The sequence below is a fragment of the Microcoleus sp. B4-C2 genome, from assembly GCF_036705265.1.
Classification (GTDB): domain Bacteria; phylum Cyanobacteriota; class Cyanobacteriia; order Cyanobacteriales; family Microcoleaceae; genus Microcoleus.
Genome location: NZ_JAUBUB010000016.1, coordinates 1 through 15,400 on the forward strand (window position 1 = coordinate 1; position 15,400 = coordinate 15,400).

At 46.5% G+C, this 15,400-nt stretch carries 16 protein-coding genes and 1 pseudogene; 7 read left to right on the forward strand and 10 right to left on the reverse strand.

What is annotated here, in order from left to right:
* Positions 1 to 146: pseudogene (locus QUB20_RS07785) on the reverse strand (photosystem II D2 protein (photosystem q(a) protein)); the annotation flags it as partial.
* A 417-nt stretch (positions 147 to 563) separates the two neighbouring features.
* On the opposite strand from QUB20_RS07785, the gene QUB20_RS07790 reads away from it, so the two are divergent.
* Positions 564 to 833: a hypothetical protein gene (locus QUB20_RS07790; protein ID WP_190663726.1), complete on the forward strand. Its 270-nt coding sequence runs from the start codon at positions 564 to 566 to the stop codon at positions 831 to 833.
* A gap of 23 nt (positions 834 to 856) precedes the next feature.
* Positions 857 to 1,528: an ABC transporter ATP-binding protein gene (locus QUB20_RS07795; protein WP_333171476.1), complete on the forward strand. Its 672-nt coding sequence runs from the start codon at positions 857 to 859 to the stop codon at positions 1,526 to 1,528.
* A 124-nt stretch (positions 1,529 to 1,652) separates the two neighbouring features.
* Here QUB20_RS07795 and QUB20_RS07800 read toward each other — a convergent pair whose 3' ends face one another.
* Together QUB20_RS07800 and QUB20_RS07805 are read right to left on the reverse strand one after the other, a co-directional pair.
* Positions 1,653 to 2,441, reverse strand: a complete 789-nt coding sequence (locus tag QUB20_RS07800) for a DUF4058 family protein (protein WP_333245311.1) — start codon at positions 2,439 to 2,441, stop codon at positions 1,653 to 1,655.
* Between the two features lie 129 nt (positions 2,442 to 2,570).
* Positions 2,571 to 2,813 carry a hypothetical protein gene (locus QUB20_RS07805; protein ID WP_333245314.1) on the reverse strand — a complete coding sequence of 81 codons (243 nt, stop codon included), beginning with the start codon at positions 2,811 to 2,813 and terminating at the stop codon, positions 2,571 to 2,573.
* A 129-nt stretch (positions 2,814 to 2,942) separates the two neighbouring features.
* Here QUB20_RS07805 and QUB20_RS07810 point away from each other — a divergent pair, with 129 nt between their 5' ends.
* The 3 genes from QUB20_RS07810 to QUB20_RS07820 all read left to right on the forward strand — a co-directional run bounded on the left by QUB20_RS07810 (position 2,943) and on the right by QUB20_RS07820 (position 6,043).
* Positions 2,943 to 3,155 carry a helix-turn-helix domain-containing protein gene (locus tag QUB20_RS07810; RefSeq protein WP_172192515.1) on the forward strand — a complete coding sequence of 71 codons (213 nt, stop codon included), beginning with the start codon at positions 2,943 to 2,945 and terminating at the stop codon, positions 3,153 to 3,155.
* A gap of 120 nt (positions 3,156 to 3,275) precedes the next feature.
* A complete protein-coding gene (locus QUB20_RS07815) occupies positions 3,276 to 3,770 on the forward strand; it encodes a hypothetical protein (RefSeq protein ID WP_333245317.1) in 495 nt (164 codons plus the stop codon).
* Positions 3,771 to 3,874: 104 nt separating this feature from the next.
* Positions 3,875 to 6,043: a tetratricopeptide repeat protein gene (locus QUB20_RS07820; RefSeq protein ID WP_333245320.1), complete on the forward strand. Its 2,169-nt coding sequence runs from the start codon at positions 3,875 to 3,877 to the stop codon at positions 6,041 to 6,043.
* Between the two features lie 168 nt (positions 6,044 to 6,211).
* Here QUB20_RS07820 and QUB20_RS07825 read toward each other — a convergent pair whose 3' ends face one another.
* The 4 genes from QUB20_RS07825 to QUB20_RS07835 all read right to left on the reverse strand — a co-directional run bounded on the left by QUB20_RS07825 (position 6,212) and on the right by QUB20_RS07835 (position 8,979).
* Positions 6,212 to 6,694, reverse strand: coding sequence for a DUF6887 family protein (locus tag QUB20_RS07825; RefSeq protein ID WP_333245323.1), 483 nt, complete (start codon positions 6,692 to 6,694; stop codon positions 6,212 to 6,214).
* Positions 6,678 to 6,911: a DUF6888 family protein gene (locus QUB20_RS28640; RefSeq protein WP_445299384.1), complete on the reverse strand. Its 234-nt coding sequence runs from the start codon at positions 6,909 to 6,911 to the stop codon at positions 6,678 to 6,680. The genes QUB20_RS07825 and QUB20_RS28640 overlap by 17 nt, the downstream gene beginning before the upstream one ends.
* Before the next feature lie 55 nt (positions 6,912 to 6,966).
* Positions 6,967 to 7,203 (reverse strand): hypothetical protein, encoded by a 237-nt coding sequence (locus tag QUB20_RS07830; RefSeq protein ID WP_333245326.1) that lies wholly within the window; start codon positions 7,201 to 7,203, stop codon positions 6,967 to 6,969.
* A gap of 267 nt (positions 7,204 to 7,470) precedes the next feature.
* Positions 7,471 to 8,979 carry a UbiD family decarboxylase gene (locus QUB20_RS07835; RefSeq protein WP_333245328.1) on the reverse strand — a complete coding sequence of 503 codons (1,509 nt, stop codon included), beginning with the start codon at positions 8,977 to 8,979 and terminating at the stop codon, positions 7,471 to 7,473.
* Positions 8,980 to 9,431: 452 nt separating this feature from the next.
* Between QUB20_RS07835 and pstA (QUB20_RS07840) the strand changes: the two genes are divergently transcribed.
* On the forward strand, positions 9,432 to 11,357 hold the full coding sequence (gene pstA, locus QUB20_RS07840) for a phosphate ABC transporter permease PstA (protein WP_333245331.1): 1,926 nt from the start codon (positions 9,432 to 9,434) through the stop codon (positions 11,355 to 11,357).
* A gap of 163 nt (positions 11,358 to 11,520) precedes the next feature.
* Positions 11,521 to 12,336 carry a phosphate ABC transporter ATP-binding protein PstB gene (gene pstB / locus QUB20_RS07845; RefSeq protein ID WP_333244754.1) on the forward strand — a complete coding sequence of 272 codons (816 nt, stop codon included), beginning with the start codon at positions 11,521 to 11,523 and terminating at the stop codon, positions 12,334 to 12,336.
* Between the two features lie 52 nt (positions 12,337 to 12,388).
* Here the strand turns inward: pstB (QUB20_RS07845) and pstB (QUB20_RS07850) are convergent, their stop codons facing one another.
* The 3 genes from pstB (QUB20_RS07850) to pstC all read right to left on the reverse strand — a co-directional run bounded on the left by pstB (QUB20_RS07850) (position 12,389) and on the right by pstC (position 15,334).
* Positions 12,389 to 13,192 (reverse strand): phosphate ABC transporter ATP-binding protein PstB, encoded by an 804-nt coding sequence (gene pstB, locus QUB20_RS07850; RefSeq protein ID WP_333245335.1) that lies wholly within the window; start codon positions 13,190 to 13,192, stop codon positions 12,389 to 12,391.
* The gene (pstA, locus tag QUB20_RS07855) at positions 13,186 to 14,133 is read right to left on the reverse strand and encodes a phosphate ABC transporter permease PstA (protein WP_333291282.1); all 948 of its coding nucleotides are present in this window, start codon (positions 14,131 to 14,133) and stop codon (positions 13,186 to 13,188) included. Before pstA (QUB20_RS07855) ends, pstB (QUB20_RS07850) begins: the two co-directional genes overlap by 7 nt.
* Before the next feature lie 271 nt (positions 14,134 to 14,404).
* Positions 14,405 to 15,334, reverse strand: coding sequence for a phosphate ABC transporter permease subunit PstC (pstC, locus tag QUB20_RS07860; protein WP_333055221.1), 930 nt, complete (start codon positions 15,332 to 15,334; stop codon positions 14,405 to 14,407).
* Between the last annotated feature and the right edge of the window lie 66 nt (positions 15,335 to 15,400).

Genomic DNA, 15,400 nt, shown 5'->3' on the forward strand with positions numbered 1-15,400 from the left:
AACCAGCCACCGATGGCTAGGTAGGCGCAGGGGAATAGCAGGATGCCAGACCAGCCTACGAAGACGAAGCGATCGCGTTTGAGCCAGTCGTCGAGGACATCAAAGATGCCTCTTTCGGTCTGGGCGCGTCCGACTGCGATTGTCATTTACGGAAATCTCCAAATGGATATAATTACAGCGGATCTGTCTCTAGTCATTAGTCTCCAACTGTTGCCTCTGCTTAGCAGAAAACGAGTTGGATTATGAACAGACTTTACTTTTCTTTACCGTATTGACGATTATAGAGGTAATTCTTTACAAGAGCAAGTATTTCTTAAAAAACTTTTGGCTCTTGACTTGTCGTAAGTCGCCGAAGTCCCCGAAGCCCTCGAAGTCCCCGAAGTCTTTGCCCTGCATTTGGGAACTTCTAATATATAGGAGTCTCTGCGCTTTGCGTCAGAAGCCCCGTGGCTTGGTAGATATATCGGCCTCAACCTCTGATTTTTCTAAGAAACTGGGTTTCCGTGGGTAATTCCTATATATATACTGAGGAGAGAGCTCCAAACTTAGGTTTTTAAGACTATATGTTCAGCATTGACATCATTGTGAAAAATACGCCCGTCTCGCTGTCGGTGCAGCGGAAGTTGGAGGAGGACGCTGAGACTGTTTACCAGCAGGTGCTGGCGGCGATTCGCAACTCCCAACCGCAAATTTTGGAACTCACCTGCGAGAAAAATCCTGAGAAAAAGGTGGCTGTGCTCAGCAGCGAGATTTCTGGGGTGGTGGTTTCTCAGAAATCGGGGGCGTCATCTACAGGCAGATCCCCTGGTTTTGTCTCGATGACAGCAGAATGAGGGCTGGGGGTGTTGGTGCCGATATGAGCCAGTCAGCCGTTGCTGTGCGGGATTTGGGTTTTTGCTGGCCGTCGGGCGATCGAGTGTTGCAAGGTTGCTCTCTGGATGTACCCAAGGGCGAGTTTTGGATGCTTTTGGGCACTAACGGCAGCGGCAAGTCTACGCTGTTGAGGCTGATGGCTGGGCTGCTGCACCCCCAGTCGGGGGAAATTGACCTGAGTGGGCGAGTGGGTTTTGTGTTCCAAAATCCGGATCACCAATTGGTGATGCCGACGGTGGGTGCGGATGTGGCTTTTGGTTTGGTGGAGGAAAAGCTTTCTAACGTTCAGGTGCGGGAGAGGGTGGCGGAGGCTTTGGAGGCTGTGAATTTGCTGGATTTGCAGCGGCGACCGATTTATGCTTTGAGTGGAGGCCAGAAGCAGCGAATTGCTCTTGCTGGGGCGATCGCCCGTCACTGCGAAATTCTGCTGTTGGACGAACCGACGGCTTTGTTAGATCCTGATTCTCAGTTGGATTTGGTGGCGGCGGTGCAGCGGTTGGTGAAAAATCGCGGGATTACGGCTTTGTGGGTGACTCACCGTTTGGATGAGTTGAATTACTGCGATGGGGCTTTTTTGTTGGAAAAGGGCCAAGTTGTCGATCGGGGAGATCCGGCGCGTTTGAAGCAGCGGTTGATGCAAAGCCAAGATGTTTAGCTGTCAAGCAATTTGAGAATTAAGTCATTCTGCGAGGGAAACCGCTTTGCAAGTCAAACGAACTCTGCCTCCGCAGACTAAGAAATAAATAGGGTATTTAACCAGATTTTGGCTCCAGCCCAAATTAATCTCGCAATCCTCGATCGCGCAACAAAGCATCTGCCCAAGCTGCATCTGTTTCCGAGAGGGGCGGTACTGATTGCCTATTATAATCTATCTCCATATCGTAACCTGCAATATCATATATTCCATTGAACAGCATTTCCAAATCAACAACAGGCTCAGGATCTTCTGAAAGCAAAGGCAACGGGAAAGAAGGAATTACATTCTGAATATTAAAAGCATATAAATCACCGCGAGGACGGCGGTTGCCGCGACACACCAAAATGCGATAGTGACTCTCAATGTTATTGCCAACAATTGGCATGGGTTCCCCATTTCGCAGTAAATCAATTTCAATTAAATGAGTGCGGGTACTTAGTATCTGTTGGCGTTTTTCTTCATACATCTGCCGTCCTTTACCAGAACGCTTATTAGTGGGTGAAAGAATTTCAATCGCTGTTATTACTTCTCGGGTTTCCACCTGTTTAATTTCTAAATAAGCTTCTTTGATAATCTCAGGAACAGGAATTGTCACAGTCACTGGTTGTGTTGGGGGTAATAAAACAGCCATATTCGGCATTGAAGGACTGCTGGCGTTTGCCAAAGGCTGTACCGTTATATCTGGAATACCAACACTCACAGAACTTTCCCCGCTGGTTTCATACATTCGCATTTCTACCGCGACTCGATATTTAGGCCGCAGTTGGGGAGATAAAAATCTGGCAATTTCACTAATCAGCAAGTTATGTATCCCAGGCCAAAAGTCAGGATGCTCTAAATACGGGTCCATACCAGGAAAGGGAGATGGCATTGATGTGACTCCTTGACTCAACTCTATTTATAGTTTAGCAATGTTGTTTTGGGAAAATTAGGGGCGATCGCACTTCCGGTAAAATAGAATAATTCCTATTCGTGGAATGGCGATCGCACTTGTTAACGGTTAAACTTCGATCGGCAATTGTGTTTCAATTGGAACGCTATTTTCATCTAAGACAGACAGCGCATTTACGAAAACAATTGTATGCGGGACTGCGGGCATTAAGCGGCGCAGTGCATTTAGGTAAGATTCGGCATCGGGGCGGCGGCTGAAACGGGCGACTGTTAAGCGCTGACAGTTGGGGAGGTGGCGAATTATGCACCAAGGTTGAAGTCGATCGCGATATGTCGGTTGTTTTGGTATCATAGGAAAATCCTTCCCACTTTTGTGGGTGGTGAATGAAAGGCGATCGCTCTAGATTTCTCAGGTCCGAGGGCGATCGCTATTAATTGTATATTCATTAAATTACGAGTAGTCGTAATTGTCAAGGGCGGAATGGGACGAATTAGACTGCGAGTTCGAGAACTTGCTCAAGAGAAGGGTTGGACTCTTAGGGAAGTCTCCAACAGAACGGGTATTCCATACACTACGATCGCCACCTATGCCAGTTCTCCAGGTATGGCAACTGTTGACTACACGGCTTTGGACAAGATGGCTCGTGCGTTCGATATTGCGATCGAAGATTTAGTCGAGATTTTGGAACAGTAAACTGATTGTGCGTAAACGACGGCTCTTGCGTTAGCACTTTTTGCACGATACTTACGTATATTGGAATTTTCCGGCTGTAGACTAAAGTCAGGAGTTGTTTATTCTGCCGGAGTTCTATCAATGCCGAGCGATCGTCTGTCTCAACTTGAAAAAAACCTGAAATCTCTGCGAGACCAGCAACACGCTTTAGAGGAAGAAGCTATCCTGACAACAGGACTACCAAAAATCCAAGCTGAGCAGCGGTTGGAAGAACAAATTAAGCCGAAAATCCGCGAGTACGAGAAGGAGTATTTGCAGGTTCTCGCTCAGCAAACGAAAACGGTGGAAATTCCCGAACAGGAAGCTGAGAGTATTGTTGCCGAGATTGTCGAAGGAGTTGGGCAAATTGAAGTGCAGCCGCAGTATCCCGATGAGGTAGTTCAGATTTTGCAGGAGATTCGGGATAGGCTGAACCAACCGGGACAGACAGCGGCCGCGAAACTTAAAGGCGTAATCTCAAGCATTCCGCCGTTTGTGGGAATTTCCTACGAGGCTGAATTGGATACAGAGAATCTTTTACAGCGGTATTTTCCAACGTTTTGGAAATTGGTTAAGGTATTAGCAAAAAAGTCCTAGACCTGGAGCGAAAAACACCCAATCCAGGTTTCACAAGTTTTTACCAACTATACGATATTCCCTCCGAACTCGGTTCCAAAAACTTTGTCGGACGGGATGAGGAAATGCAGCAGTTGCACGGATTGTTGCAGGATGGAAGCCGCGTTGCCATTGCCGCTGCGTCGGGAATGGGCGGCATCGGCAAGACAGAATTGGCATGGCAGTATGCAACATTTCACCGCGACTGCAACACCTATCCAGCGGGGATTTGGTGGCTGTTTGTCCGGGACAACGATTTAGCGCCACAGGTGTTGCAAAAAGCGCTGCGAATGGGAATTCAGCCGCCGGATACTCTCGACAATCTGGAGGAACGGTTGCAGTTTTGCTACGAAGAGTGGGCAAAACAAACCTCTGGGAATGCTCTGCTGGTATTGGATGATGTCAATGATTACCGGGCGGTGCAGCCGTTGCTGCCTAGAAATCCCCGCTTTAAGGTGTTGCTGACAGCGCGACAAATTGTGCCGTCGCCTGTGGGGTGTTTGCCGTTAAAAGTGTTGAAACCAGAGGCGGCGCTAAACTTGCTGCGACTGACGGCTGGGGATTTGCCGGGAAACGGGCTGGGACGGATTGATGCCCAGCTTGAGGATGCTCAAGCGCTTTGTCAGTGGTTGGATTATTTGCCTTTGGGCATCGAACTGGTAGGGCGCTATCTGCGGCGCAAGCGGGCGCTGTCTTTGGCAGAAATGCTGCAACGGTTGCAGAGTCAGCGATTGGAAGCGCGGGCATTGCAGGAGGCGGAAGCTGGGATGACGGCTAGGCGCGGAGTGGCGGCAGCTTTTGAGTTGAGTTGGGCGGAGTTGAAATCTCCGGCGCGGACGCTGGGGTGTCTGCTGAGCGTGTTTGCTCAGGCTCCGATTCCTTGGGAGTTGGTAGCCGACTGTTTGCCGGATTGGGATGAGGAGGAGTTGGAGGATTGTCGGGATTACGAACTGCTGGAACAGAGTTTGCTGTCGCTGGTGGAGGATGAAACCTCAGATTCGGCTCAATCTGGGTTGGTGCAGCCACGCTATCAACTTCATGCTTTGATTCGGGAGTTTTTTGCGGCAAAATTGCAGGGACACGCCGATGCTGAGATTTTGCGGAGCAACTTTGCAGTGGCGCTGATAGCGGTGGCGAAGACGATTTCGTATCCGGTGACGCTGGAGGTGCAGGAACGGGTGAAGGAGGCGCTGCCCCATTTGGATGTGGTGGCGGAGCAATGGTCGCATTTGCTGGAAGATAGTGATGCTGTGTGGTCTTTCACGAGCTTAGGGTGGGTTGCTCAGGGACAGAGTTCTTGGGTAGAGGCAGAAAAGTGGTTCAAAGCTTGCCTCCAGATGACACAGCAACGCTGCGGAGCCGACCATCCGGCTACGGCAACGAGTTTGAACAATCTGGCAGACCTATACCGGGCAATGGGACGCTACCCGGAGGCGGAACCCTTGTTAGTGCGAGCGCTCTCGATCTGGGAGCAACTGCTCGGACCTGACCATCCCCAGACGGCATTGAGTTTGAACAATCTGGCAGCGCTGTACTATGCAATGGGTCGCTACGCGGAAGCGGAACCCTTGTATGTGCGATCGCTCTCGATTTACCAGCAGCAGCCAGGAGCCGACCATCCCAATACGGCTCCGACTTTGAACAATCTGGCAGAGCTATACCGTGCAATGAGACGCTACTCGGAGGCGGAACCCTTATTAGTGCGATCGCTAGCCATCATAGAGCAGCAGCTCGGAGCCGACCATCCCCACACGGCAATTAGTTTGAACAATCTGGCGTTGCTGTACCGTGCAATGAGACGCTACGCGGAGGCGGAACCCTTATTAGTGCGATCTCTCGCCATCTGGGAGCAGCAGCTAGGAACTGACCATCCCCATACGGCTCAGAGTTTGAGCAATCTGGCAGAGCTATACCGTGCAATGAGACGCTACGCGGAGGCGGAACCTTTGTTAGTACGATCGCTCTCTATTTACGAGCAGCAGCTCGGAGCCGACCATCCCGATACGGTTATGAGTTTGAACAATCTGGCAAATCTGTACCATGCAATGGGACGCTACCCGGAGGCGGAACCGCTTTATCTGCGAGGGTTAGAAATCTTTTTGAGCCGATTAGGAGAGAATCATCCCAACACCCAAAAAGTTTGGAGCAATTTCATTAATTTTCTCCAGCAGGTCATATCAACTGGTCAAGACTCGCAACTTTCCCAGCATCCAACAACGCAAGCAATGCTTAAGCGACTTCGGGAGACGGAGTAGCTGTTGCTGCTAGAGCGATTGTTGCCAATTTCCTACAAAACTTACGCATGGGGCCCAGAAACCGGGTTTTTTCCAGAATACTTCGTTACAGCCCGCAGATAAGGCAAAAAACCCGGTTTCTCTGAGGAAGTGCATAAGTCCCGATCGCACTCAATTCGATCGCCCATTCTAAAAATCGCCAAAATCTTCAATTCCTTGCTTCATTGCAAAAAGTGCGATCGACCCTGCCAGTCTTGATGGTAAGCTGGTGGTTGACGCTAAAAATTGGGCGATCGCACTTATCAGAGCCTCAATTTCTTTTTCTAAGTTTTCCTGCAACTTCTGTTCGACTTCTAATTCAATTTGCGATCGAAGTTTTGCCTCAATTTCCCGTTCTAATGTTTGGCGTAATCGATCCTCCTGTGCTTTTTTTATTGGTTTTTGTTTTTCGCGATCGATTTCAACTCTTTGCTTAATTGCTTCCTCAGCGATGCGAATATTTTCGGCAATGGGTACACCTTCAGGAGTACACATCGGCCCGTACCATGTCGCTTTTGAATCTGGGGGATTACGGCGACCAAAAAATATCCGAATCGCTTCATCATCATGCCGATGCGATAGCACGTAAGCTTTTAATTCGGATCTGCTCATTTCATCAAAGTTCGGTTTCATCCAAAAACCTCCAAAGTCCATTACTAGATACGATTACTTGCAGCTCATCACTTACGAAAATATACACTTCTGTGGTTTGAGCATTAAAACGGAATAGTTGAATATCTCGGTAGTAGCTAGAGAACATCTGGCAGACGCGCAGACAGGCTTGGGCTTGTTCGTCAGTGGGATTAATCGATCGTTCCTCAATTGTGGCACAAACTTTAGAATATAATATAACTTACGCAGTTTTGCTGCTAAATCAAATCACCCCCGCAATGTGAAATAGTGAGTTACACAACCTCTTTTAACTCAGGAATATGTTCAGCTTCATAGTTTTCGATTAAGACACCAATAACGTCCATCATCGAAGCAAGGGGGTGGCTTTCATCCTCGCCCACTCGATCAATAAGGCTATCCAGTAGTTCGACTAAACGCTCGTATTCCTGTTCGGTGTGAGGGACAAAAACCATTTTAGCAATGGATGACCAAGCACCAATTGTTTGATTGATATCAAGATTTTGCATCATTCTTTCCACCTCTCTTCTTCTTTGGTATTGATAACAAGGAAATGCCCATTGGTGTCAACTTAAGGTAAAACTCATAGTCCGGCAAGGGTTGAAACCCCTGCCTCAAAGCGAAAGTCCTCTCAAAGAGGACTAATGAGTTCTTCAGTCCTCTTTCAGAGGACTTTAGCTATTAGACAGGGAATTCATTCCCTGGCGGACTCGCGGGATGACTAACGGACTTGGTGGGCTGACAGCTTAAATTGACACTAATGGGCAATGCCTAACTCCCTACTTCATCTCATATCCAAACAAATTTGGATCGACTTCTCCCAAATTCAAATCGGCTAAACCATACTCAGCCCAACGCCTTTCTACCATCGCCGCCACATCCGGATCTGATTCCAAAACTTCCCCCCATTCGTGATCGGTTTCCGGCGGCATCTTCGTAGTAGCATCAATCCCCATTCTGCCTCCCAAACCAATCTTTTCACTGGCAAAATCTAACGTATCAAAAGGCGTATTCGGCAGAATAAATACATCCCGAACCGGATCGACTTTAGAACTAATTGCCCAAACTACTTGACGCGGGTCGCGAATGTTGATACTTTTATCGACAACAATCACAAACTTAGTGTAAGTAAACTGCGGTAATGCACTCCAAAATGCTAAAGCAGCCCTGCGCGCTTGACCGGGATATGCTTTATCAATCGAGATAATTGCCGCTTTATAACTCAGGGCTTCCATCGGTAAGAAGAAATCGACAATTTCCGATACTTGCTGCCGCAAAATAGGCGTATAAATACGGTTAAGCGCGATCGCCATCATTGCTTCTTCTTTCGGCGGCCGCCCGCTAAATGTAGTCAGATAAATCGGGTCTTTGCGGTGCGTCATGCAGTTGAATCGAACCAACGGCGAATCTTCCACGCCGCCGTAATAACCCATGTGATCGCCGAAGGGCCCGTCGGGCAGAACTTCCCCCGGCGTAATCGTTCCTTCTAACACGATTTCCGAGTCCGCCGGTACTTCCAAATCTACGGTTTTGCACTTGGCCAATTGCACGCCGGAACCGCCGTAAAGTCCGGCAAATAACCATTCCGATAAATCTACAGGAATTGGCGTTGCTGCGGCGAGAATAATCAGGGGATCGACTCCAAGGGCGATCGCAACTTCCAACTTTTTACCAGCCTGCGCCGCTTTCCGCAAGTGCCGCGCGCCGCCCCGTACCGATAACCAGTGTACAGTCATCGTGTTTTTTGACTGCAACTGCAACCGATAAACCCCCACATTCGGCGTGCCCGTTTCGCAATCTTTGGTAATTACCAAACCCAGGGTGATAATTTTGCCCGCATCTCCCGGATAAGGGCGAATCATCGGGATTTTGTTCAAATCCAGCCCTTCTCCCTCAAATACCACTTGCTGACAAGCTGGGAAAAAGTCGCGGCCCGGTTTGGCTTTCACTACGTCAAACAGCACTTTGCCGAATTCTATCGCTTGGGAAATCTTTTTCGGCGGTTTTGGCTGTTGCAGCATTCCCAGTTTTTTGCCGAGCTCTTCTAGTTCGATCGGCTTTTCCATGTTCATCGCCCAGCAAACGCGCTCTTCCGTACCCAACAGGTTAATGGCGACGGGGAATTCGGCCCCTTTGACGTTTTCAAACAGCAATCCAGGGCCGCCTTTTTGCAGCATTTGGTTGGAAATTTCGGCAATTTCGAGGTCGGAATCGACTAAGGCGCTGATCCGGCGCAGTTGTCCCCGTTCTTCGAGTAGTTTTAGGAATCCCCGCAAGTCTCTAGCCATTGTGTTTAAATAAATGTTAAGTTTCCTTTACTATTATGAGGCGAGACAGGTAAGGGGTGGGGGCGATCGACAAAAAACGCTTCTCCAACTCCCGGGCGATCGTATTCAAGATTGAAGTCAAACAGACAAGTTTTCGTCTTTCAGGTTTTACCGGGCGGCTAACTTTTCTTTCAACCAGTGCAATACTTTAACCCTAATTTATCGAATTACTTACCTATTTTTAACCATTTTTGCTCAGAAATTATGATAAGTTATCATAGGCATGAGTTATTTAAAATAATCCTCTAGTAGCAATTATTAGTTATTAGTTTTCCCACCTAAATTTTTGAGTCCGATGCCAGCGACTCAATTACTGAATAATAATTAATCCCTCACTAACTAGCACGAAAATTTAATTATTTTTAAACTATCAATACACTCTCGATCGCCAACAATCAAAAGCCCAGGTTTAAATGAAAACTGCCCCTTCGCATCTGCCACCCCCTGAGTCTAAGCTTTGGCAGCGCAATTTAACCTCAGCTATGTGGAAAGAGTATGCTTTACACGCTCTATTGGGAATACTTGGGTGTATTCCCGCATTCATCACCCTAGGAATTATTACAGTCCTGATTTATGAAACAGCTATTTTCTTCCAAGAAGTACCTTTGTGGAGATTTTTGACAGATACGCAGTGGACGCCGCTGTTTCCCAATAAAACCTTTGGCATTATGGTACTTGCCAGCGGCACATTGTTGACAACGGCGATCGCCATGACTGTTGCCGTGCCTATTGGCTTGCTCACAGCCATCTACCTCAGTGAATACGCTCCCCATACAGTGCGTTATCTGCTCAAACCATTTATAGAAACTCTATCGGGCATCCCCACTGTAGTCTATGGCTATTTTGCTCTGTTATTTGTCACCCCGCTGCTGCAAAAACTTATCCCCAATCTAGCCGGGTTTAGCCCTTTAAGCGCAGGTTTAGTCACTGGCATAATGATTGCACCTATTGTATCTTCTCTGAGTGAAGACGCTATTCAAAATGTACCAAAAAGATTACAAGAAGCAGCTTATGCTTTAGGTTTTACTAAACCCGAAATTATTACTAAAATAATTTTACCAGTCGCATTCCCCGGCATCATTGCCTCCTTTACATTAGCAGCTTCTCGCTGTTTGGGAGAAACCCTAATCGCCTCCATTGCAGCAGGACAAAATCCCCAGTTGACTCTGAATCCGCTAGAAGCAGTATCGACAATGACTTCTTTTATCATTCAAGTAAGTTTGGGGGATGTACCTATAAGTTCTCTAGAATTTCACACTATTTTTACAGTAGGGACTGTCATATTTTTGATGACCTCGATCCTCAACACACTGAGTCACTTGCTTGTCCGGCGCCACCGCAATTTAATGTTAGAACTCCCAATTTGCAGCCCGGAGGTAAATCAAGCAAGTTTAGCTATTAATTCTCGGTCAGATATCGATCAATACTCGCCTCAAAAAATACCAAAATTTTCTCACATTTTTCAGCCTGATTTCACCAAACGTCACTTCCTCGATCGAATATTCATAATTCTCACAGCTATTCCACCTTTAGTTTTAATAATTGTTCTAGGGCTTTTATTATTTGATGTTTCTCAAGATGGTCTCTCGCGTCTTAACTGGCAATTTATCACGTCATTTGCTTCCAGAAACCCCGAAGAAGCAGGAATTTACGTAGCCTTAGCGGGAACTTTTTGCTTGCTGGTATTAACTGCCATTTTCGCTACTCCCATTGGAGTAGGAGCAGCCATTTATCTCGAAGAATATGTCCCCAATAATCTATTTAGCGAATTCCTCGAAATTAACATTGCAAATTTAGCAGCAATGCCCTCTATTATTTATGGCTTGCTAGGGCTGGGAGTATTTGTTCACGGATTAGGATTTTTAACTGGCAAGTACAGTTTACTTTCTGCATCCCTCACCCTATCAGTAATCGCTTTACCCACAATAATTATAGCTACTCGTTCAGCACTGCGCGCCGTTTCCCATAGCTTGCGCGAAGGAGGCACCGCTACAGGAATGACTCGGTGGCAGGTTTTGTGGCATCTAGTCCTGCCATCTGCAATGCCCGGTATTTTAACGGGAATTTCTTTATCCCTTTCCCGCGCAATTGGCGAAACAGCCCCGCTAATTGCGGTAGGTGCATCGGCTTTTATTACCTTTACGCCCGCTTTATCTCTGGAGGGGTTACGCAGTCCTTTTACCGCTTTACCAGTTCAAATATTTAACTGGGTTTCTCGAAGTCAAGCCGATTTCCAACAAAATGCAGCAGCAGCAATTATCTTGCTAATTGGCATTCTATTTGTGATGAATATTTCGGCTATAATATTGCGAGATAGCTGTAGCAAAAAAAAAGCTTAAAGCATCAAAGAGCAATTAGCAAGCCTCACTCAACTAGCAATTAAATTTCGCACCTGTAAACTTAAAAATCCAGGATTAGGAGTGTAATGGATAAATTATTGGTTCTTCCTTACACCCCCCTATCTGCAATTCCCAATCGCCAATACCCAGTTTCTTTGTACCTATGCAAACAGATTTTGAATTGCCAACACCTCTAGAAGCTATTTTGCGCGTCCAGCAACTATCCGTATCCTACAATGACACTTTAGCCATACAAGGAATCAATATGGAAATTTACAAAAATCAAGTTACAGGATTTATCGGCCCTTCTAGCTGCGGAAAAACGACTCTGCTGCGCTGTTTTAACCGCATCAACGACTTAGTTAAAGGCGCTAAAATAACCGGAAAAATTACTTTTTACGATCGAGACATCACAGAGTTCAATCTCATAGAGATTCGCCGCCGCATCGGTATGGTATTTCAAAAACCCAATCCATTTCCCAAATCGATTTACGAGAACATTGCTTTGGGACTTCGCGTCAACGGCTATCGGGGAAATATTGACGAGCTTGTCGAAGATTCTCTCCGTCAAGCAGCGCTTTGGGATGAAGTAAAAGACCGGCTGAATAAAAATGCTATGACTTTATCAGGGGGCCAGCAGCAGCGACTTTGCATTGCTAGAGCCTTGGCACTGCAACCAGAGGTAATTTTGATGGATGAACCATGTTCAGCGCTCGATCCAATTTCAACTTTACGAATAGAAGAATTAATTAACAGGCTGAAGAAGCATTACACAATTGTTATAGTCACGCACAATTTACAGCAGGCTTCAAGAGTTGCTGATCTTGTTGCCTTTTTCAATATCAAGATTCAAGAAGGAAGGCGAGTGGGCGAACTTGTAGAGTATGCTTCAGCTCCTTCTATATTCCTGAGTCCTCAACATAAAACGACCTCTGATTATGTGGGGACTTACAGCCGCATAGATAGTGTAATTAGTTGAAAAATTAGGGTGCGTTATATCTAGTTGTAACGCACCTTAATTGAGTCATTGATTATCCAAATCGACCTTCTACATATTCTTGCGTTTGCTGCTTGGCAGGACTGTTAAAAATAGTCTTAGTTTGATTAAACTCGACCATTTCGCCTAAATACATGAAAGCTGTATAGTCAGAAACCCGTGCGGCTTGCTGCATATTGTGAGTAACAATTAGAATTGTCACTTGTTCCTTCAATTCGGCAATTAAAGCTTCGATGCTGGAAGTTGCGATCGGGTCTAGGGCAGAAGTTGGTTCGTCAAATAAAATTATCTCAGGTTCCGTTGCGAGAGCTCTAGCAATGCACAACCGCTGCTGTTGGCCTCCCGAAAGATTAAACGCCAAATCATTTAATCGGTCTTTTACTTCATTCCACAAAGCCGCGCCCCGCAGAGCTTTTTCGACTTTTTCATCCATGACGCTGCGCTTCGTTTGACCCCGCACCCGCAACCCGTAGACTACATTTTCATAGACTGACTTCGGGAAAGGATTTGGCTTTTGAAATACCATGCTAATCCGCATCCGAACTTCGATGGGATCTACCTTGCGGCTGAGGATATTAATCTCATCGGAGTCCAGCAAGATTTCCCCTTCGTAACGATTGCCGGGATAGAGGTCGTGCATCCTATTAAAACACCGCAGCAGCGTAGTTTTGCCACAGCCAGACGGGCCAATTAGCGCGGTCACTTTTTTATCATCAACAACTAGGTTGATATTTTTCAGTGCCTGAGTTGAACCGTAGAAAAAATTCAGGTTTCTGACTTCAGCTTTTGCCTTAACGGTAGTTGAAGACGAAGAGTTGGTTGTGATTTTTTTTACCATTTGATGTTTTTGCGGAAAATATAGCGGAGATAAATTGCCAAGCCATTCATTGCCAAAGTCATCGCCAGTATTATCAGGCCTGCTGCGGCAGCGTTGTTTTGAAATTCCGGTTGCGGGCGGGATACCCAGTTGAACATTTGCATGGGCATGACTGTGAAGGGTGACATCAGCCATTTAAACGAAACATAAGGAAATTCGGATTGCAGGGGAGAGTCGGGCAAAAAGGCAATAAATGTGAGAGCCCCAATTGTAATTAGAGGTGCTGTTTCTCCGATCGCCCTTGACAACCCCACAATTACTCCTGTCATAATACTGCCAGCGGAGTATGGCAAAACGTGATCCGAAATCGTTTGCCACTTGGTAGCGCCTGTGGCGTAGGAAGCTTCCCTGATCTCATTAGGAATAGCCCTCAGTGCCTCGCGAGTAGTAACAATTACTACTGGTAAAATCAGCAGTGCTAAAGTCAAACCAGCAGTGAGAATGCTCTGACCCAAGTTTAATTGATATACAAAGAAACCTAAAGCTAAAAGTCCATAAACAATTGAAGGAACGCCTGCTAAATTAGTGACATTAATTTCGATAAAATCAGCAACCCAATTTTTCCGGGCGTACTCTTCCAAGTAAATACCCGACGCAATACCCAAGGGAACCGCGGCTAAAGCTGTTACTAACATTACTAAAGCCGAGCCTACCCAAGCAGACAGTACGCCTGCATCTTCCGCGCGACGGGATGGGAACGATGTCAAGAATTGCCAGGAAAGACGCGGTACACCATCGATCGCCAAATCAATGATTAATGCTAACAGGACAACCACGCCTACTAGCATCAACAATAAGCCGATCGCAGCGAAAATGCTGTCCCACAGCTTAGCTTTTGCAATTATTTTTCGGATTTCCTGTATATTTTTTACGGCCATATTTTGGGAGTTAGTAATTGGCAATTGATGATTAGTAATTGGTGAGGAGTTTTGATTCTTGTGTTTAGTTAACTCAAGCCTTAAAACTTTCTTTTTATACCAATTTAATGGGTAGTTTCACATAGCTAGCTCCCCCTAAATCCCCCTTAATAAGGGGAGTAGGGGTTGACTTTGAGAAGAATCCCCCCTTATTAAGGGCGGAGAGAAGAATGTTGTCCCCCCCTTACTAAGGGGGGTTAGGGGGGATCTGATTGTATGGAAACTCACCAAAAATTGGTATTACCCTTACTTAGTATTAGTAGATTTCCCTGTAACGCTTGCTCAGAAAATGCCCAATTATGTTAAATATCAAAGTCATCAACACTAGGGTCAGCCCCGCCACAAAAATTGTTTGATACTCTAAGCTGGCGTGCGGCAAGTCGCCGAGACTAACTTGCACGATATAAGAAGCAATTGTAGCACCGGGTTCCATTGGATTCCAGGTATAACTCGGCTGCAAACCAGAGGCGATCGCGGGGACCATTGTAAGGCCCACAGCGCGAGAAATTGCCAAAATGTAAGAAGCAGAAATTCCCGAAAGTGCAGCGGGAAAAACTACCGACGTTGCTGTTTGAAATCGTGTTGCTCCCATTGCATAAGCGCCTTCCTTGAGATATACTGGCACAGCTCGCATTGCATCTTCGCCGATCGAACTAATGAAGGGTACAATCATAATACCCACCACCAATCCGGCACTCAACATATTGAATCCCGGTAAATCCGGCAGCACTATTTGCAACATCGGGGTCACAAATAAGAAGGCAAAGTAACCGTAGATTACTGTGGGAACTCCCGCCAGCAATTCCAACGCTGGCTTCATCACCTCGCGCACCCGACTGTCAGCAAATTCGCTCAGGTAAATCGCAATGATTGTACCCATAGGAATTGCCACCATCATTGAAACTCCCGCAATTACCAAAGTACCCGAAACTAGGGGCAAAATCCCGTAGCGAGGCTCGGAAAATAGGGGAGTCCATTCTGTACTCGTGAGAAATTCCACCAAAGAAACTTGTTGGAAGAAACCCAAGGACTCCGAAACTAGGATGTAAAGAATAGCGAAAGTAGTTACTACTGAGGAAAAGGCTGCGAGGAACAGCAAAAAAGCGATCGCACCTTCGCGCAAATCCCTCACTAGCTTTGGGGAAAACGCGGCTTGTTTGGATAATTTCAGTGATTTTTGAGCCATTAGTTATCAAGAGTTATTGGTTATTAGTCATTAGCGATCAGTCATTAGTAGTGACTCTCGGATTGG